Annotated in this window: 18 protein-coding genes; 10 read left to right on the top strand and 8 right to left on the bottom strand. The window is 71.6% G+C overall.

The genetic code is table 11. The features are described 5' to 3' along the window. Window positions 1-110: 110 nt before the first annotated feature. Window positions 111-605 (bottom strand): inorganic diphosphatase, encoded by a 495-nt coding sequence (locus tag AC07A6_RS27740; protein ID WP_045946146.1) that lies wholly within the window; start codon window positions 603-605, stop codon window positions 111-113. Between the two features lie 152 nt (window positions 606-757). On the opposite strand from AC07A6_RS27740, the gene dacB reads away from it, so the two are divergent. From dacB to AC07A6_RS27705, 7 genes are all read left to right on the top strand, one after another. Continuing rightward, entirely contained in the window at window positions 758-2,197 is a 1,440-nt protein-coding gene (dacB, locus tag AC07A6_RS27735) for a D-alanyl-D-alanine carboxypeptidase/D-alanyl-D-alanine endopeptidase (protein ID WP_478778948.1), read from the top strand. Between the two features lie 73 nt (window positions 2,198-2,270). Next, entirely contained in the window at window positions 2,271-3,428 is a 1,158-nt protein-coding gene (locus tag AC07A6_RS27730; protein WP_478778947.1) for a zinc-dependent metalloprotease, read from the top strand. Between the two features lie 197 nt (window positions 3,429-3,625). Beyond that, complete coding sequence (gene tilS, locus AC07A6_RS27725; RefSeq protein WP_362461939.1) at window positions 3,626-4,654, top strand: tRNA lysidine(34) synthetase TilS; 1,029 nt, start codon at window positions 3,626-3,628, stop codon at window positions 4,652-4,654. Window positions 4,655-4,719: 65 nt separating this feature from the next. Continuing rightward, entirely contained in the window at window positions 4,720-5,280 is a 561-nt protein-coding gene (hpt, locus tag AC07A6_RS27720) for a hypoxanthine phosphoribosyltransferase (RefSeq protein ID WP_007264874.1), read from the top strand. 207 nt (window positions 5,281-5,487) lie between these two features. Then, window positions 5,488-7,521 carry an ATP-dependent zinc metalloprotease FtsH gene (ftsH, locus tag AC07A6_RS27715; protein ID WP_007264873.1) on the top strand — a complete coding sequence of 678 codons (2,034 nt, stop codon included), beginning with the start codon at window positions 5,488-5,490 and terminating at the stop codon, window positions 7,519-7,521. Window positions 7,522-7,615: 94 nt separating this feature from the next. Then, complete coding sequence (gene folE, locus AC07A6_RS27710) at window positions 7,616-8,224, top strand: GTP cyclohydrolase I FolE (protein ID WP_362461943.1); 609 nt, start codon at window positions 7,616-7,618, stop codon at window positions 8,222-8,224. 4 nt (window positions 8,225-8,228) lie between these two features. After that, window positions 8,229-8,615 carry a hypothetical protein gene (locus AC07A6_RS27705; protein ID WP_478778946.1) on the top strand — a complete coding sequence of 129 codons (387 nt, stop codon included), beginning with the start codon at window positions 8,229-8,231 and terminating at the stop codon, window positions 8,613-8,615. Between the two features lie 23 nt (window positions 8,616-8,638). On the opposite strand, the gene AC07A6_RS27700 is transcribed toward AC07A6_RS27705, so the two are convergent. The 6 genes from AC07A6_RS27700 to AC07A6_RS27675 form a co-directional block, all read right to left on the bottom strand. Continuing rightward, window positions 8,639-9,124 carry a DUF3180 domain-containing protein gene (locus AC07A6_RS27700; protein ID WP_362461949.1) on the bottom strand — a complete coding sequence of 162 codons (486 nt, stop codon included), beginning with the start codon at window positions 9,122-9,124 and terminating at the stop codon, window positions 8,639-8,641. A gap of 45 nt (window positions 9,125-9,169) precedes the next feature. Then, on the bottom strand, window positions 9,170-9,778 hold the full coding sequence (gene folK, locus AC07A6_RS27695) for a 2-amino-4-hydroxy-6-hydroxymethyldihydropteridine diphosphokinase (protein ID WP_362461954.1): 609 nt from the start codon (window positions 9,776-9,778) through the stop codon (window positions 9,170-9,172). Beyond that, window positions 9,775-10,134: a dihydroneopterin aldolase gene (gene folB / locus AC07A6_RS27690; RefSeq protein WP_030010912.1), complete on the bottom strand. Its 360-nt coding sequence runs from the start codon at window positions 10,132-10,134 to the stop codon at window positions 9,775-9,777. Before folB ends, folK begins: the two co-directional genes overlap by 4 nt. Window positions 10,135-10,265: 131 nt before the next feature. Beyond that, on the bottom strand, window positions 10,266-10,709 hold the full coding sequence (locus AC07A6_RS27685) for a nuclear transport factor 2 family protein (RefSeq protein WP_362461956.1): 444 nt from the start codon (window positions 10,707-10,709) through the stop codon (window positions 10,266-10,268). A gap of 43 nt (window positions 10,710-10,752) precedes the next feature. Further along, the gene (gene folP / locus AC07A6_RS27680) at window positions 10,753-11,625 is read right to left on the bottom strand and encodes a dihydropteroate synthase (RefSeq protein WP_478778945.1); all 873 of its coding nucleotides are present in this window, start codon (window positions 11,623-11,625) and stop codon (window positions 10,753-10,755) included. Window positions 11,626-11,950: 325 nt separating this feature from the next. Next, on the bottom strand, window positions 11,951-13,804 hold the full coding sequence (locus tag AC07A6_RS27675; protein WP_362467406.1) for a phosphatidylglycerol lysyltransferase domain-containing protein: 1,854 nt from the start codon (window positions 13,802-13,804) through the stop codon (window positions 11,951-11,953). A gap of 152 nt (window positions 13,805-13,956) precedes the next feature. Between AC07A6_RS27675 and AC07A6_RS27670 the strand changes: the two genes are divergently transcribed. Next, window positions 13,957-15,066 (top strand): alpha/beta hydrolase, encoded by a 1,110-nt coding sequence (locus AC07A6_RS27670; protein WP_362467407.1) that lies wholly within the window; start codon window positions 13,957-13,959, stop codon window positions 15,064-15,066. A 72-nt stretch (window positions 15,067-15,138) separates the two neighbouring features. Here the strand turns inward: AC07A6_RS27670 and AC07A6_RS27665 are convergent, their stop codons facing one another. After that, window positions 15,139-16,104 carry an ABC transporter ATP-binding protein gene (locus tag AC07A6_RS27665; RefSeq protein WP_386274750.1) on the bottom strand — a complete coding sequence of 322 codons (966 nt, stop codon included), beginning with the start codon at window positions 16,102-16,104 and terminating at the stop codon, window positions 15,139-15,141. A 161-nt stretch (window positions 16,105-16,265) separates the two neighbouring features. Between AC07A6_RS27665 and AC07A6_RS27660 the strand changes: the two genes are divergently transcribed. Continuing rightward, complete coding sequence (locus AC07A6_RS27660) at window positions 16,266-16,955, top strand: ABC transporter permease (protein WP_362467444.1); 690 nt, start codon at window positions 16,266-16,268, stop codon at window positions 16,953-16,955. A 4-nt stretch (window positions 16,956-16,959) separates the two neighbouring features. Further along, the gene (locus tag AC07A6_RS27655; RefSeq protein ID WP_362467409.1) at window positions 16,960-17,625 is read left to right on the top strand and encodes an ABC transporter permease; all 666 of its coding nucleotides are present in this window, start codon (window positions 16,960-16,962) and stop codon (window positions 17,623-17,625) included. Window positions 17,626-17,655 lie beyond the last annotated feature (30 nt).

The following is a 17,655-nucleotide window of genomic DNA, read 5'->3' as shown; positions in this document are numbered from 1 at the left end:
GAGGGGGGGGCCCCCGATCAAACAAGGGGGCACCGGGGCAGGAACGGCCGCGGACGGCGCCTCCCTGGGGGGGTCCCCCCCCGCTGCGGTCAGGCGTTACCGAGCGGAGCTCAGTGGTGGCCGCCCTGGGCCTCCAGGCGCTTGAACGAGGCCTCGATCTCGGCCTCGGCCTCGGCGCGGCCGACCCAGTTCGCGCCCTCGACGGACTTGCCCGGCTCCAGGTCCTTGTAGACCTCGAAGAAGTGCTGGATCTCCAGGCGGTCGAACTCGGAGATGTGGTGGATGTCGCGCAGGTGCTCGACGCGCGGGTCCGAGGCCGGCACGCACAGCAGCTTGGCGTCGCCGCCCGCCTCGTCGGTCATGTTGAACATGCCGATCGCGCGGCACTTGATCAGGCAGCCCGGGAAGGTCGGCTCGTCCAGGATGACCAGCGCGTCCAGCGGGTCGCCGTCCTCGCCGAGGGTGTTCTCGACGAAGCCGTAGTCCGTCGGGTAGCTGGTCGAGGTGAAGAGGCGACGGTCCAGACGGATCCGGCCGGTCTCGTGGTCCACCTCGTACTTGTTCCGCGAACCCTTGGGGATCTCGATGGTGACGTCGAACTCCACGTCCTGCTCCTCCATGATCAGCTCCGGCCCAGTGCCGAAGCTTGACTGCTTCGAGACGGCATTTGATTCAAATGCGCGCGCGTCCGGCCCAGCCTTGCGGGTGGGGTGCCATGCTCGCGGCAAGACGCAGTGATTAAGTGTCCCTCACGCATATGTGTGATCGCGAAAGGGGCTGGTCCGAGGTGCCATTGGCCAAGACGTGGCAGCTCATCGCGGGGTCGGCCGTCGCCGGCCTCGCCCTGTCGGCCGCGGTGGTCGCCACCGCGGGTCCTTGGGACTCCGGCCAGCGTAAGGCCGAGCGGGACAGGGCCGCCTCCTGGAGCCGGACGGGTGGTGCAGATCACGCCGCCGGCGGCCTCCCGCAGGCCGCGCCCAGCGCTCCCGGGGTACTGGGCGGCCTCGCCCCGCGCCCGAACGCCGCCGGCGCCGCGCTCGCCGGGGCCCTCGCGCCCCTGCTCGCGGACCCCGCGCTCGGCACCGCGCGCGGGGCCTCGGTGATCGACCTGGCGACGGGCCAGGTGCTCTTCGAGTCCGGGGCGGGCGATCCCATGACCCCGGCCTCCACCATCAAGATCGCCACCGCGAGCGCCGCCCTGGCCGCGCTCGGGCCCGAACACCGGATCCGGACCACCGTGACGCCCGGAGCCGGCCCGGGGGAGATCGTCCTGGTCGGCGGCGGCGACCCGTCCCTCACCGCCAAGAAGAAGAGCCCCGCCGGCTCCGGCGGCAGCCTCGTGGCCCTGGCCGCCGACACCGCCCAGGCCCTCAAGGCCGCCGGCACGGACACGGTGACCCTCGGCTACGACGACTCCCTCTACACCGGACCCGTCCTCCACGCGATCGGCCGCGACGCCAACATCGCTCCCGTCACCGCCCTCACCGCCGACGAGGGCCGCCCCGACGACTCCACCTCCGGGCCCGTGGACCGCTCCCCGGACCCCTCCCTGGACACCGCCCGCTCCTTCGCCGCCCTGCTGCGCGACCGCGGCATCAAGGTGGGCGGCGAACCCGCCAGGGCGAAGGCCCCCGCCGGCGCCCAGCCGCTGGCCACCACCCTCTCCACCCCCCTGGCCGGGCTCGTGGAACGGATGCTGACCCACAGCGACAACGACATCGCCGAGGCCCTCGCCCGCCAGACCGCCCTGGCCACCGGCCGGCCCGCCAGCTTCGAGGGCGGCGAGCAGGCCGTCACCGAGAAGCTGGCCTCCCTCGGCCTCGACCTCAAGGGCACCCGCTTCGCCGACGGCAGCGGCCTCAACCGGGCCGACCGGCTCAGCACCCGCCTCCTGACGGCCCTCCTCGCCAAGGCCGCCGACCCCCGCCACCCCGAGCTGCGGCCGGTCCTCACCGGACTGCCCGTCGCCGGCTTCACCGGCACCCTGCGCAGCCGCAACACCGGCGACTCCCCGGCAGCCGGCCTGGTCCGGGCCAAGACGGGCACCCTCAGCGTGGCGAACGGCCTCGCCGGCACCGTCGTCGACCCGTCCGGGCGGCTCCTCGCCTTCGCCTTCCTCGCCGCGAACACCCCCGACAAGGGCGCCGCCGAGAAGGGCCTCGACAAGCTGGCCGCCGCCGTCGCCGCCACCCCCTGACCCACGGGGGGATCCTCCCCCAGACTCCGTCCGGGGGGACCCCCAACGGCGCCGGTCCACGTACGGTTGACGCATGACGAGCATCGGTGGTGCGGAGATGGTCGACTGGAACCTCGCGGTGGCGACCGCGACCCGGCTGGTCAGGCCGGGTCCGGAAGTCAGCCGCGACGAGGCCCGGGCCGTGGTGGCGGAACTCCGCCGGCACGCCAGGACCTCCGAGGAGCACGTGCGCGCGTTCACCCGGATGATCCCCGAGGGCTCCCCCCTCCCCGACACCCCCGTCCTCGTCGTCGACCGGGCCGGCTGGGTCAAGGCCAACGTCGCGGGCTTCCGCGAACTCCTCGGCCCGCTCCTCGGCAAGATGCAGGACCGCCGCTCCGCCACCCCCGGCGGCGCCGTCATCGGCGCGGTCGGCGGCAAGGTCACCGGCGTCGAGCTGGGCATGCTGCTCAGCTTCCTGGCCTCCCGCGTGCTCGGCCAGTACGAGACCTTCGCGCCCGGCGGCCCCGACCTGCCGGGCGGCGCCGCCACCGGAGGCCGGCTGCTGCTCGTCGCGCCGAACATCGTGCACGTCGAACGCGAGCTGGAGGTGGACCCGCACGACTTCCGGCTCTGGGTCTGCCTGCACGAGGAGACGCACCGCACCCAGTTCACCGCCGTCCCCTGGCTGCGCGCCCACCTGGAGGGCGAGATCCAGACCTTCCTCGGCGCCACCGAGATGGAGCCCGGAGCCGTGCTGGAACGGATCCGCGAGGCCGTCCAGTCCTTCGCCGGAGCCCGGGCCGAAGGCGAACGCGGCGACGAGGGCCCCTCCCTGGTCGAACTCGTCCAGACCCCCGAACAGCGCGAGGTGCTCGCCCGGCTCACCGCCGTGATGTCCCTGCTGGAGGGCCACGCCGACTTCGTCATGGACGGCGTCGGACCCGAGGTCGTCCCCTCCGTCGCCGAGATCCGCGAGAAGTTCCAGCAGCGCCGGGCCAGCGGCGCGGGCCGCCTCGACGCCGCCCTGCGCAAGCTCCTGGGCCTCGACGCCAAGCTGCGCCAGTACCGCGACGGCGAACGCTTCGTACGGGCCGTCGTCGGCCAGGTCGGCATGGACGGCTTCAACCGGGTGTGGACCTCGCCCAACACCCTGCCCACCAAGGCCGAGATCGCCCGCCCCGGGGACTGGGTGGCCCGGGTCCACCGCAAGGGCGGCAAGCACAGCGAGGGGCAGAGCGAAGAAAGGTGAAGCAGGAGGCGTAAACATGTCTCACTGGGGGAAGCAGCATCACCCTTCCGAGGGACCGTGAGCCGTGGAAGGGCGTGCGATGCTCGGGGAACGGCTCGGTTCTGTCACCATCGACGCACTCTGAGTGACATTCCGCATCTCCCCCCGCGCAACACCCGAAGCCTCCGAGCATCCGAACTCCACGAAGGGCACCGGACATGGGTCCCCATCCTGCGGTCGCGGCGATACGCCTGGCGGTCCGCCGCGTACTCCACGACGTCCTCACCGACCTCACCGACATCCCCCGCCCCCGCGCGGCGGGCACCCAGCCCCTCGTCCTCGTCGCCTGCTCCGGCGGCGCGGACTCCATGGCGCTCGCCTCCGCCCTCGCCTTCGAGGCACCCAAGCTCGGCATCCGGGCGGGCGGCATCACCGTCGACCACGGCCTCCAGGTCGGCTCCGACCTGCGCGCCGCGGAGGTCGTGACCCGCATGACCGCGCTCCGCCTCGACCCGGTGGAGTCCGTCGCCGTGCGCGTCGGCCGCGAGGGCGGACCCGAGGCCGCGGCCCGCGACGCCCGCTACGCCGCCCTGGACGAGGCGGCGGACCGGCTCGGGGCCTGCGCCGTGCTGCTCGGACACACCCGTGACGACCAGGCTGAAACCGTCCTGCTGGGCCTCGCCCGCGGCTCCGGCATCCGCTCCCTCTCCGGCATGGCCGAAGTCTCCGGCGGCCCCGGCCGCACCAACCGCTACCGGCGCCCCTTCCTCCAGGTCGACCGGCAGACGGCCCGCAAGGCCTGCATGGTCCAGTCCCTGCCCGTCTGGGACGACCCGCACAACATCGACCCCGCCTACACCCGCTCCCGGCTGCGCCACGAGGGACTGCCCGCCCTGGAGAAGGCGCTCGGCAAGGGAGTCGTGGAAGCGCTCGCCCGCACCGCCCAGCTCTCCCGCGACGACGCCGACGCCCTCGACGCCTGGGCCGCCGACGCCGAGGCGGGCGTGCGCGACGAGGACGGCCGCCTGGAGTGCGCCAAGCTGTACGCGCTGCCCCCGGCCGTCCGCCGCCGGGTGCTGCGCCGGGCCGTGGTCGCGGCGGGCTCCCCCGCCGGCTCGCTCTTCGCACGCCACATCGAGGAAGTCGACCGCCTCATCACGGGATGGCGGGGCCAGGGCGCCATCAACCTGCCCGGCCGCGTCGAGGCCCAGCGGCAGGGTGGCAGACTTGTCATCCGGCAGGGCTGATTGGTGCTGAAGCACGGCTGAGTCCTCCGGGGGCACCCCCGGAGCCCCGGCCGACAACGAAAGTGATGCGGGTGGACGAGAAGGACATGGGCAACGACCTCCAGTCGGTGCTCATCACCAAGGAAGAGATCGACGCGAAGCTGGCCGAGCTGGCCGCGAAGATCGACGCGGAGTACGCGGGCAAGGACCTGCTCATCGTCGGCGTGCTCAAGGGCGCCGTCATGGTGATGGCGGACCTGGCGCGCGCCTTGTCCACCCCTCTCACCATGGACTGGATGGCGGTGTCCTCGTACGGCGCCGGGACCCAGTCCTCGGGCGTGGTGCGGATCCTCAAGGACCTCGACACCGACATCAAGGACAAGCACGTCCTGATCGTCGAGGACATCATCGACTCGGGCCTGACCCTGTCCTGGCTGCTGTCGAACCTCGGCTCCCGCCAGCCGGCCTCCCTGAAGGTCGTCACGCTGCTGCGCAAGCCCGAGGCCGCGAAGGTCGCGATCGACGTCGAGTGGGTCGGCTTCGACATCCCGAACGAGTTCGTCGTCGGCTACGGCCTCGACTACGCGGAGAAGTACCGCAACCTGCCGTTCGTCGGCACGCTCGCCCCGCACGTCTACGGCGGCTGACCCCGGCCTTCGCGGACGCCGTCACCGGCGGCGCCCCCGGGGGAACCCGGGGGCGGTTCCCGACGTTGGAGCGTGGGAAGGCGGGTCTGTCAGCCGTCCCTCGAGGTCGCGGGTGACAATACAGAGGTACATTCCGAAGAACAGTCTTTACTCACAGCAGCATTTACCTACGGGCAGGAGGGACGGGGTGCCCGGCACCCCGTATGGATGGACGTGAAGCGATACTTCCGTGGGCCGGTCATGTGGATCGTGCTGGCCGTCCTCGCCGTGGTCGTGTTGATGAACGTCGTCGGCTCCGGCGGCGGCTACAAGTCGGTGGAGACCAGCGAGGTCATCAAGGCGATCAACAGTGGCCAGGTGGACAGCGCCAAGCTGACCACCGGTGACAGCCAGATGATCAAGATCGAGCTGAAGAAGGGCCAGAAGCTCGGCAACAACAGCGGCACCAAGTTCCAGGCCAACTACATCGGGGACCAGGGCGTCCAGCTCGCCCAGAACCTCCAGAGCAAGTACGAAGCCGGTCAGATCCCGGACGGCTACTCCGTCACGCCGGACAAGACCAGCCCGTTCCTGAGCGTGCTGCTCTCGCTCCTGCCCTTCGTCCTCATCGTCGTCGTCTTCCTGTTCCTGATGAACCAGATGCAGGGCGGCGGCTCCCGGGTCATGAACTTCGGCAAGTCCAAGGCGAAGCTCATCACCAAGGACACCCCGAAGACGACGTTCGCCGACGTCGCGGGCTCGGACGAGGCCGTCGAGGAACTCCACGAGATCAAGGAGTTCCTCCAGGAGCCGGCGAAGTTCCAGGCCGTCGGCGCCAAGATCCCCAAGGGCGTGCTGCTCTACGGCCCGCCCGGCACCGGCAAGACCCTGCTCGCGCGTGCCGTCGCGGGCGAGGCCGGCGTCCCCTTCTACTCGATCTCCGGTTCCGACTTCGTCGAGATGTTCGTCGGTGTCGGTGCCTCGCGCGTCCGCGACCTGTTCGAGCAGGCCAAGGCCAACGCGCCGGCGATCGTCTTCGTCGACGAGATCGACGCCGTCGGCCGGCACCGCGGTGCGGGTCTCGGCGGCGGCCACGACGAGCGCGAGCAGACCCTCAACCAGCTCCTGGTCGAGATGGACGGCTTCGACGTGAAGGGCGGCGTCATCCTGATCGCCGCCACGAACCGGCCCGACATCCTCGACCCGGCACTGCTGCGCCCGGGCCGCTTCGACCGGCAGATCGCGGTCGACCGTCCCGACATGCAGGGCCGTCTGGAGATCCTCAAGGTCCACCAGAAGGGCAAGCCGGTCGCACCGGACGTCGACCTCTCGGCCGTCGCCCGCCGCACCCCCGGCTTCACGGGTGCCGATCTCTCCAACGTCCTCAACGAGGCCGCGCTCCTCACGGCCCGCTCGGACAAGAAGCTGATCGACAACCACATGCTGGACGAGGCGATCGACCGCGTCGTGGCGGGCCCGCAGAAGCGGACCCGGATCATGTCGGACAAGGAAAAGAAGATCACCGCGTACCACGAGGGCGGACACGCCCTGGTCGCGGCGGCCTCCCCGAACTCCGACCCGGTCCACAAGATCACGATCCTGTCCCGCGGCCGGGCCCTGGGCTACACCATGGTCCTGCCCGACGAGGACAAGTACTCGACCACGCGCAACGAGATGCTCGACCAGCTCGCCTACATGCTGGGCGGGCGCGCGGCGGAGGAACTGGTCTTCCACGACCCGACCACCGGCGCGGCGAACGACATCGAGAAGGCCACGGCGACGGCCCGCGCGATGGTCACCCAGTACGGCATGACCGAGCGCCTCGGCGCGATCAAGTTCGGCGGGGACAACACCGAGCCGTTCCTGGGCCGCGAGATGTCGCACCCGCGGGACTACTCGGAAGAGGTCGCGGCGCTGGTCGACGAAGAGGTCAAGAAGCTCATCGAGACCGCGCACAACGAGGCCTGGGAGATCCTGGTCGAGAACCGGGACGTCCTGGACAACCTCGTCCTCGCGCTCCTGGAGAAGGAGACGCTGGGCAAGGAGGAGATCGCCGAGATCTTCTCCACGATCGTGAAGCGCCCGGCCCGTCCGGCGTGGACCGGCTCGTCCCGCCGTACCCCCTCCACCCGTCCGCCGGTGCTCTCTCCCAAGGAGCTCCAGCTGACGAACTCCGCGAACGGCACCTCGGCGGCAGCCGCGGCGCCCGTCTCGACGGAGAAGGGCATCGAGGTGGCCCCGGAGGACCGCCCCGAGGCCTGACCACCCGGAATGGAAGCCGCGCCCCCCAGGTTCTAGCCTGGGGGGCGCGGCACATTTGTACGAAGCCGCGCGTGCGCACAGGAACGAGGATGAGATGACCGACCCAGTGACCCTGACCGGTGGCGAGGGCACGATCGGCGAGTTCGACGAGAAGCGCGCCGAGGCGGCCGTCCGTGAACTCCTGATCGCGGTCGGCGAGGACCCGGACCGCGAAGGCCTCCTGGAGACCCCGGCGCGCGTCGCGCGGGCGTACAAGGAGATATTCGCCGGCCTCTACCAGAAGCCCGAAGAGGTCCTGACCACGACGTTCGACCTCGGCCACGACGAGATGGTCCTGGTGAAGGACATCGAGGTCATGTCGAGCTGTGAACACCACCTGGTCCCGTTCCACGGTGTGGCCCACGTCGGCTACATCCCGTCCACCGACGGCAAGATCACCGGCCTGTCCAAGCTGGCCCGCCTGGTGGACGTCTACGCCCGCCGCCCCCAGGTCCAGGAGCGCCTGACCACGCAGATCGCCGACTCCCTGATGGAGATCCTCGACCCGCGCGGCTGCATCGTGGTCATCGAGTGCGAGCACATGTGCATGACCATGCGTGGCGTCCGCAAGCCCGGCGCGAAGACCATCACCTCTGCGGTCCGCGGCCAGCTGCGCGACCCCGCGACCCGCAACGAGGCCATGAGCCTGATCATGGCGCGCTGAGGCCGTGCGGGAGCCGACGGCGGGAGAGGCCGTCTGGGAGCCGCTGAGCGAGGACGTCCGGCGCACCCTGGAGGTCCTGCTGGCCGGGGAGAGCGGCCAGGACCCCGTCTACCGGGCTCAGATCCCGCACGCCCTGATGAAGCCCGGCTGCATGTGCGGCTGCCCCAGCCAGGACCTGCGGGTCGGGCCCAGGGGCGTGCCGGCGGCGAGGGCGGAGTCCGGGGCCTCCCCGATCGTGGCGAGCCGCCCCCTCCGCTCCCCGGAGGGCGCGTGTGTCGGCGAGGCGCTGCTCTTCGCCGACGAGGGCCTGATGGTGTCGCTGGAGATCTGCCACTGGGAGGCCCTGGGACCCCTGGTCCAGCCCCTGTGGCAGCAGCTGGGACCCGTCTAGGCCCGTCCAGGCCCGGCCGGGGCTCAGGCCGTCGCGCGGGCCCTGGACGGGTCGTCGTCCTCGGGGAGCCTCAGGACGCGCTCCAGGAACAGCGCGGCGGCGATCACGGCCGCGCCGGCGATGACCGAGCCGCCCGCGTACCAGGCCTGGTCGCGGCGGGCCGGGACGTCCATCGCGTCGGTCAGCAGGAAGACGCCCACGCCGCCGTACATGCCCGCGACCAGGGCCGCGACCAGGGCGCTCGCCTGTCCGAAGACCACCGCCCGGGCCGCCATCAGCGGCTCCACGCCCTTCGCCCCCGGGCGGCGCTCCCGCTGGGCCTTGAGGCGGGCGCGCATCGACAGGGCCGTCGCCAGCAGGACGACGGCGATCACCGCCAGCACGATCGGCGCGGCCAGCGGGACGCCCGGCAGGGTGCCGTACGCGTTCCACAGGCGGGCACCCGCCCAGGACAGCACCCCGGCGATCGCGAAGATTCCCGCCAGGACCGCCGGCCTCAGTTGCTTCACTTGCCCGTCCCCTGTTCAGTGGCTGCTACCTGAACACGCTAACGGCTACTCCGGCAGGCGGAGTTCCAGGTCGGTGCGTGCCGTGACACCGGTGAGGCCGATCGCGGCCAGCAGCTCCGCGACGGGGCCGCGGCCGGGCAGCTGGGCCCCGGGGTCGATGTCGTTCCAGGGGGCCAGGACGAAGGACCGCAGGTGCGCCCGCGGGTGCGGGAGGGTGAGGACCGGGTCGTCGGAGACCACGTCGGCGTACGTCACGATGTCGACGTCGATCGTGCGCGGCCCCCAGCGCTCCTCGCGGACGCGGTCGAAGGCCTCCTCGATCGCGTGGGCCCGCTCCAGCAGGGAGGAGGGCGGCAGGGTGGTCTTCAGCGCGACGACGGCGTTCAGGTACGAGGGCTGCGAGCCGGGCTCGACGCCCCACGGCTCCGTCTCGTAGACCGGGGAGACGGCCTTGACCCGCAGCCCCGGGGTGTCGCCGAGGGCGTCGATGGCGCCCTGGAGGGTGTCCAGGCGGTTGCCGAGGTTCGCGCCGAGCGCGACGACGGCCCACTTGGGGTTGGACAGGGTGGTGTCCGCCGCGTCGACCGCCTGGACGACGGAGGCGGGTACCGGCTGGACGGTGGGGTCGCTCTGGGCGTTCAGTCCGTTGTTCATGCGCGGCTCCGGGTGATCGTGATGGTCACGTCGTCGAAGGGCACGGTGATCGGCGCGTCCGGCTTGTGGACGACGACCTCCACCTGTGCCACCGCCTCGTGCTTGAGGCACTGCTGGGCGATCCGCTCGGCGAGGGTCTCGATCAGGTCCACGGGCTCGCCCTGGACCACGTCCACGACCTCCTCGGCCACGACGCCGTAGTGCACGGTCTTAGCCAGGTCGTCACCGGCCGCGGCCGGGCGGGTGTCCAGGTGCAGCACGAGGTCGACGATGAAGGTCTGGCCCTCTTCGCGCTCCCGGGGGAAGACGCCGTGGTGCCCGCGAGCCTTGAGGCCGCGCAGCGCGACACGATCCACGCGAATCACTCCTGCTTTCGTAGGTGCTTCCGGTCCCGGGGCTCCCCGGGGCCATGGGCCTACGCCGAGTGCGGTCGGCGTCGTCCACCTTCGAATTTACCTGCGATAAACCTCGGCCCCCGCCTTTGGGGTCAGCCGGAGCCCTCTTCTTCCTCGTCATCGGAGTCCGTGAGCACGGGAGAACCGTGGTGGGACCAGAGGCGCCAGCCCTCCGGTGTGCGTCGGAACACATTCGTGGCGACGACCAGCTGACCGACCAGCGGACCCAGCTCGCCGGCCTCCGGGGCGGGGCCCCCGCTGAGGATGTTCTCCGTGCACGTGACCAGGGCGGTGTCACCTATGAGGGCCACCTTGGTGTCGGTCAGGAAGAACTGGATGTACTCGGTGTGGGACATGATCAGCGCGTACGAGCGCAGCACCTCGCCCCGCCCCGAGAGCACCGGCCACCCGGGGTGGACGCAGGAGATCTCGTCCTCCAGCCAGAGCGCCGACAGCGTGTCGAAGTCCCCCTGCTCCATGGCCGCGTAGAAGGCCGTGTTGGCCTCTTCCACGGCTTCGATGTCGGTACGGCTCACCGTGCCCCTTCCCTGTACTTCCGGCGGGTGTGCGTCGGGCGGGTCAAAGAGCCCCTTCCACGGCACGGGCCACCCGAACCGCGTCCGCGGTCGCCCGTACCTCGTGCACCCGTACGGCCCAGGCGCCCTGGTGCGCGGCGATGGCCGAGACGGCGGCCGTGGCGGCGTCCCGCTCGCGGGCCGGCGGCGGGGCGGTATCGGCGGTGCCGGCCAGGACCCGGCCGAGGAAGCGCTTGCGGGAGGCGGCGACGAGGAGCGGGAAGCCGAGGGCGCGCAGCTCGGGGAGGCGGGCGACGAGCGCCAGGTCGTGCTCGGCGTTCTTGGCGAAGCCGAGGCCGGGGTCGACGACGATCCGCTCGGGGGCGATGCCGCCGGCGACGACGGCGTCGATGCGGGCGCGGAGCTCGGCGGCGACCTCGGCGAGGACGTCGTCGTAGACGGCGAGGCTGTTCATGTTGTCGCTGAAGCCGCGCCAGTGCATGACCACGAAGGGCACCTCGGCGGCGGCGACGGCGGGGATCATGCCGGGGTCGGCGAGGCCGCCGCTGACGTCGTTGACGAGGCGGGCGCCGGCGGCGACGGCCTGCTCGGCGACGGCGGCGCGCATGGTGTCGACGGAGACGACGACGCCCTCGGAGGCCAGGCCCCGGACGACGGGCACGACCCGGCGGAGCTCTTCCTCGGCGTCGACGCGGGTGGCTCCGGGGCGGGTGGACTCACCGCCGACGTCGACGAGGTCGGCGCCCTGGGCGACGAGTTCGAGGCCGCGCTTGACGGCGGCGGTGGTGTCGAACCACCGGCCGCCGTCGGAGAAGGAGTCCGGGGTGACGTTGACGACGCCCATGACCGCGCAGCGGTCCCAGTCGGGCAGCCCTGTGACGATGCCCCTGGGGGCCGGCCCGAGGTTGCTGTTCATGGGCCCAGGGTAGAGCCCCTGCCCTGGCCGGGCGGTTATGCGGCTTGGCTGTGGGGGCCGGCCGATGCGGATGCGGATGCGGCGGGGCCGGTCGCCGGGGGTGCCGCTGCGCGGGGCGGTCCCCTACCCGCCCTTCGCCCGTTCCCTGGGGGCTCCGCCCCCAGACCCCCGCGCCTCAAACGCCGGCGGGGCTGGAAGTGCGCTGCGCGCACTCCAGCCCGCGCGGCGTTTGAGCGCAACGGGGTCAGGGGCGGAGCCCCTGGGAACGGTGGAAGGGCGGGTAGGGGACCAGCCCCGCAGGGGTTCCCCACCCGCCCGGCAGGGCTTACGCGGCCTGGACCTCGCGGTCCTGCTGCGCGGGGACCTTGGCCTCGTGGACCGTGTGCGTGCAGGTGCGGACCGGCTTGGGGCGGCGGCGGCTCGCGAAGAGGCGGGGGAGGGCCAGCGTGACGAAGCCCTCCGCCTGCATCACGGCGAAGCCGATGCGCGGCAGGTCGCGGTGGTGCCGGTAGACCATGAAGCGCGGCTCCCAGCGGGGGCGGAACTTCTCGTTGAACTTGTACAGCGACTCGATCTGGAACCAGCGCGAGAGGAACACGAGCAGGCCGCGCCAGGCCCGCAGGACCGGTCCGGCGCCGATCTTCTCGCCGCGGGCCAGGGCAGCGCGGAACATCGCGAAGTTCAGGGAGACCTTCTCGATCTTCAGCTCGGGGGCCTGCTGGAGGGAGGCGACGATCAGCAGTTCGTTCATGCCGGGGTCGGCTCCGCGGTCGCGGCGCATCATCTCCAGCGACATGCCGTCCTTGCCCCACGGCACGAAGTGCTGGATGGCCTTGAGGTCGCCGAAGGGGCTGGTGTCGCCCTCCTCGATGCGGTGCGCGGTGGCGATGATGCAGTCGCCGTCGCCCGGGTCGCCGATGCGGCCCAGGGCCATGGAGAAGCCGCGCTCGGTGTCGGTGCCGCGCCAGGCCTCGGCGGCCTTGCGCACCTGGGTCAGCTCGAACTCGTTCAGTTCGCTGACCCGGCGGACCTTGGTGGTGTAGCCGTTGCGTTCGATGCGCTTGACCATCTGCCGGACGTTGCGCATCGGGCGGCCGGAGAGGGAGAAGTCTTTGACGTCGACGATGGCCTCGTCACCGAGTTCCAGGGCGTCCAGGCCCGTCTCGCGGGTCCAGACCTCGCCGCCGGTCTCGCTGCAGCCGACGACGGCGGGGGTCCAGGAGTGGGCCTTGGCCTCCTCCATGAACCGCTCGATGGCGCCGGGCCAGGCCTCGACGTCGCCGACCGGGTCGCCGGAGGCGAGCATCACGCCGGAGACCACGCGGTAGGTGACGGCGGCCTTGCCGCTGGGGGAGAAGACGACGGCCTTGTCGCGGCGGAGCGCGAAGTGGCCGAGGGAGTCGCGGCCGCCGTGCCGGGTGAGCAGCTCGCGCAGCTTCTCCTCGTCGTCGGAGGTGAGCTGGGCGGCCGGGTGCTCGGGGCGGAAGGCCAGGTAGATGGTGGTGACGGCGGTCAGCATGCCGAGGGCGCCGAGGGAGTAGCCGACGGTCCAGGACACCCGTCCGGCGTAGTCGACGGGGCCCTCGAAGCCGAAGAGGCCGTAGATGACGTGGGTGATCTGCTCGTACAGGCTGGGGCGGCCGACGACCTTGCCCGGGTGCACGTTGACGATGACGAGTCCGAGGCCGATGGAGCCGGCGCTCATCAGGACGAAGTTGGCCAGCGCCTTCCAGCGGCTGCGCGGGTCCGGCAGGGCCTTGAACTCACCCTGGTGGCGGACGAGCAGCGCGAGGAGGACGGCCGAGATGACCACGCCGATGACGGAGTGGCGGTACGCGAACTGCGCGACGGCGCCGGCGGGCAGCAGGATGACGGCGGCCCGCCAGGCGCGGCGCTTGCGGCGCTTGAGACCGTGCGCGAGGAGCAGGATGAGCACGCCCGCGCTGATGGAGAGGGCCGCGGCGAAGGGGCCCAGGGAACCGGGCAGCACCTCGGTGACCGCGTGGATCCGGCTGTGGCGGAATCGCGGGAAGACGCCCGCCGCGATGTCCAGAAGGCCGACGATCATGACGGCCGTACCTACGAGACCGGGCACCGACTCCGGTCGTGGTCCGCGGAAGATTCGCCGGACCGTACTCGGAACCTGTCCCGACTTATCGCCATCTATCCTGCTAGACATCGCTTCCCGTTGCTCCGCGAGAGATCATGTGGCCGAAGGCCGCGACAGCCTCCGGAGTGTGGTGCGTCCACTAGGACGACATCGGCGGGTGGCGGGTTCACTCTTCCGTCGGAAAAATCCAGTCCTGCCATCAGAAAGTCGACTGACTGCTCATGGGTCTCACCAGTAATACGGTTCTGGTCCTGGCCATCATCGCGGGCGTGGCCCTGTTCGCGGTCACGGTCTGGGCCTGGCCGAAGCTCTCGGGGCGCGGCGTGCGCGCGGTTCTCGGCCGGATCGGCCTGCTGCTCGCGACCCAGCTGGCGCTGTTCTCGGCAGTCGGTCTCGCGGCGAACAAGTCGTTCCTCTTCTACGGCTCGTGGGCGGACCTGTTCGGCCAGGAGACGTCCATCGGCAAGGTCGTCGACCACTCGATGAGCAGCAAGGACATCAAGGTCATCGACAAGCAGCAGCTCGACGTGCCGGGCGGCGGCAAGCCGCAGGTCGGCGGGCAGATCCTGAAAGTGGCCATAACCGGCCCGAAGTCGAAGATAACGAGCCCCGGCTACGTGTGGCTGCCGCCGGAGTACTTCCAGCCGCAGCACAAGGACCAGAACTTTCCGGCCTCGATCGTCCTGACGGGCTACCCGGGCACCGCCGAGAACCTGATCAAAGGGCTGAACTACCCGATGACGGCCTTCAAGCAGGCCAAGGCGGGCAAGATGAAGCCGATGATCCTGGTCATGCTGCGGCCGACCATCGCGCCGCCGCGCGACACCGAGTGCGTGGACATACCCGATGGCCCGCAGACCGAGACCTTCTTCGCGCAGGACCTGCCGCAGGCCATCCAGTCCACCTTCCGGGTGGGCAAGAAGCCGCAGAACATGGGCTTCATCGGGAACTCGACGGGCGGCTACTGCGCCCTGAAGATCGCCGCGCACCACCCGCAGACCTTCGGCGCGGGCGTGGGCCTGTCGGCCTACTACAAGGCGGCGGACGACGCGACGACCGGTGACCTGTTCCACGGCGACGCCAAGCTGAAGGCCCGCGCGGACGTCCTGCAGAGCATGCAGGACAAGAAGCCGGCCGGTACGTCCTTCCTGGTCACGACCAGCGAGAAGGGCGAGGACAACCTGAACGACACGAAGAAGTTCATCAAGCTGGTCAAGGGCCCGGACCGGGTCTCCTCGATCGTGCTCGACAGCGGCGGCCACAACTTCAACACCTGGCGCCGCGAGATCCCGCCGATGCTGGTGTGGCTGAGCGGCCGCCTCCAGGCCTGAGCCCCGTGCTCGTACGGCGTACCCGAAGGGCCCGGCTCCGGCCGGGCCCTTCCGCATGTCCGGGCGGCTCCGTCAGGAGTCCTGGAGGCCGGCCCGGCGCAGCGCCCGGTGGACGCCGCCGGGGGTGAGGACGCCGGCCAGCGCGCCGGAGTCCGGGGCGGTGACCCCGATCCGGCCGGAGTCGTCCTGGAGCAGGGCGGCGAGGGCCTCGCGCAGCGACGCCCCCAGGGGAACCGTCACGGCGGGGTCCGGGCCGCCGTCGGGGGCGGTGAGGTCGGCCGCCGTGACGGGGGTGACGGCGAGCCGCCTGAGGCCGCGGTCGGCGCCGACGAAGGAGGCCACGTACTCGGTGGCGGGCGCGGCGAGGACGGCGGCCGGGCGGTCGAACTGCTCGATGGTGCCGTGTCCGTAGACGGCGATCCGGTCGCCGAGCCGCACGGCCTCCTCCAGGTCGTGCGTGACCAGCAGGATCGTCTTGCGGACGGTCTTCTGGAGGGTCAGGAACTCGTTCTGGAGCCGTTCGCGCACCACCGGGTCCACCGCGCCGAACGGCTCGTCCATCAGCAGCACCGGCGGGTCGGCGGCGAGCGCGCGGGCCACGCCGACGCGCTGGCGCTGCCCGCCCGACAGCTGCTGCGGGTAGCGGCCCCCGTGGACGGCCGGATCCAGCCCCACGAGTTCGAGCAGTTCGGCGGCGCGGGCGCGGGCCTTGGCCTTCGGGGTGCCGATCAGCTGGGGCACGGTCGCCGTGTTCTCCAGGACCGTCTTGTGCGGGAACAGCCCGACCTGCTGGATGACGTAGCCGATGCGGCGGCGCAGCTCGACCGGGTCGGCGGCGGCGATGTCCTCGCCGTTCAGCAGGATCCGGCCGGAGGTCGGCTCGATCAGCCGGTTGACCATCTTCATCGTGGTCGTCTTGCCGCAGCCGGACGGGCCGACCAGCGTGACCAGCTCGCCCTCCGCGACCTCGAAGGACAGCTCCTCGACGGCCGTCGTCCCGTCGGGGTAGCGCTTGGTCACTCGCTCGAATCGGATCACCCCGCCATCCTCCCCCAACGGTCCGCCCGGATGGGCGAAGGGTTTGTCAGGGGAGTGTTGCGGCTGTGCGAATGATTCCGGCCATCGCGGGCACCGGGGGTTATGGTCGCTCGGTGGCCGCTGTGCGGCACATCCGTGCGAGGGGGGAAGGGGTGAGCGGCTTGGCCGGGCAGGGCTGCCTGGTGGCGAACGACTGGATCTGCTGGGAGTACGTCACCTCCCGCTCCCGGGAACTCACCGACGCCACCGTCGAACACGTCTGGATCACCGTCGTGTCGGTGCTCGTCGGCGTCGCCGTGGCCGTCCCCCTCGCCCTGCTGGCCCGCCGCGGCCGCCGCTGGGCGGCCCCCGTGCTGGGCCTGACCACCCTGCTCTACACGATCCCCTCGCTCGCCATGTTCTCCCTGCTGCTGCCCTTCTTCGGGCTGTCGGCGGCGCTCGTGGTGACCGGTCTGGTGCTGTACTCGCTGACCATCCTGGTCCGCAACGTGCTGGCCGGCCTGGAAGCCGTCCCCGAGGACGTACGGGAGGCCGCGCGCGGCATGGGCTACGGCCCGGCCCGGCTGCTGTGGCAGGTCGAACTCCCGCTGGCGCTGCCCGCGCTGCTCGCCGGGGTGCGGATCGCCACCGTGTCGACGGTGGCGCTGACCACCGTCGGCTCCATCGTCGGCAAGGGCGGGCTGGGCAACCTGATCGCCCCCGCCGTGAACAGCTCCTTCAAGGCCCAGGTGCTCACCGCATCGGTGCTGTGCGTGCTGCTGGCGCTCGTCGCCGACCTGCTGCTGCTCGGAGTGCAGCGGCTGCTGACCCCGTGGACGCGGCCCGGCCGCCGCGCCGTGAAGGGGGCGTGAGGGCATGGGCGTGATGGCGAAGGCCTGGGACTGGCTGGCCGACGGGGCCAACTGGTCCGGCGAGGCGGGGGTGTGGCACCGGCTCGGCGAGCACGTCTACGTGAGCGGGATCGCCCTGGCCGTCGCCTGCGCGGTGGCCCTGCCGGTCGGGCTGTGGCTGGGCCACCTCGGCAAGGGCGGCACCCTCGCGGTGAACGTCTCCAACGCCGGCCGGGCCGTGCCGGTGTTCGCGGTGCTGGCCCTGTTCATGGTCTCGCCGCTGCGCAGCGCGGGCTACCTGCCCACCATCGCCGCGCTGGTGCTGTTCGCCGTACCGCCGCTGCTGACCAACGCGTACGTCGGCATGCGCGAGGTGGACCGCTCGGTGGTCGAGGCGGCCCGGGGGATGGGCATGTCCGGGAGCCAGCTGTTCCTGCGCGTGGAACTGCCCCTCGCGCGGCCCCTGGTGATGACCGGGCTGCGCTCGGCCGCCGTGCAGGTCGTCGCCACCGCCACGATCGCGGCGATGGTCGGCCAGGGCGGCCTGGGCCGGATCATCACCGCCGGCTTCAACACGTACAACACCCCGCAGGTGGTGGCGGGCGCCGTGCTGGTGGCGCTGCTGGCCCTGGTGGTGGAGGGCGCGCTGGTGGCGGCCGACCGGCTGCTGCCGGGAGCCCCGTCGCGCTGAGGCGCGGCCGGCCGTCCTCCCTCTGACCGA

It is taken from the genome of Streptomyces sp. NPDC044002 (assembly GCF_056434525.1).
This window is presented reverse-complemented; position numbering and strand designations above follow the sequence as displayed.

What these genes read in the sequence shown, in the direction of transcription:
- dacB (WP_478778948.1), top strand. Translation starts at nt 758, where the DNA reads ATGTGTGATCGCGAAAGGGGCTGGTCCGAGGTGCCATTGGCCAAGACG.
- AC07A6_RS27730 (WP_478778947.1), top strand. Translation starts at nt 2,271, where the DNA reads ATGACGAGCATCGGTGGTGCGGAGATGGTCGACTGGAACCTCGCGGTG.
- tilS (WP_362461939.1), top strand. Translation starts at nt 3,626, where the DNA reads ATGGGTCCCCATCCTGCGGTCGCGGCGATACGCCTGGCGGTCCGCCGC.
- hpt (WP_007264874.1), top strand. Translation starts at nt 4,720, where the DNA reads ATGCGGGTGGACGAGAAGGACATGGGCAACGACCTCCAGTCGGTGCTC.
- ftsH (WP_007264873.1), top strand. Translation starts at nt 5,488, where the DNA reads ATGGACGTGAAGCGATACTTCCGTGGGCCGGTCATGTGGATCGTGCTG.
- folE (WP_362461943.1), top strand. Translation starts at nt 7,616, where the DNA reads ATGACCGACCCAGTGACCCTGACCGGTGGCGAGGGCACGATCGGCGAG.
- folK (WP_362461954.1), bottom strand. Translation starts at nt 9,778, where the DNA reads ATGAACAACGGACTGAACGCCCAGAGCGACCCCACCGTCCAGCCGGTA.
- folP (WP_478778945.1), bottom strand. Translation starts at nt 11,625, where the DNA reads ATGAACAGCAACCTCGGGCCGGCCCCCAGGGGCATCGTCACAGGGCTG.
- AC07A6_RS27675 (WP_362467406.1), bottom strand. Translation starts at nt 13,804, where the DNA reads ATGTCTAGCAGGATAGATGGCGATAAGTCGGGACAGGTTCCGAGTACG.
- AC07A6_RS27670 (WP_362467407.1), top strand. Translation starts at nt 13,957, where the DNA reads ATGGGTCTCACCAGTAATACGGTTCTGGTCCTGGCCATCATCGCGGGC.
- AC07A6_RS27655 (WP_362467409.1), top strand. Translation starts at nt 16,960, where the DNA reads ATGGGCGTGATGGCGAAGGCCTGGGACTGGCTGGCCGACGGGGCCAAC.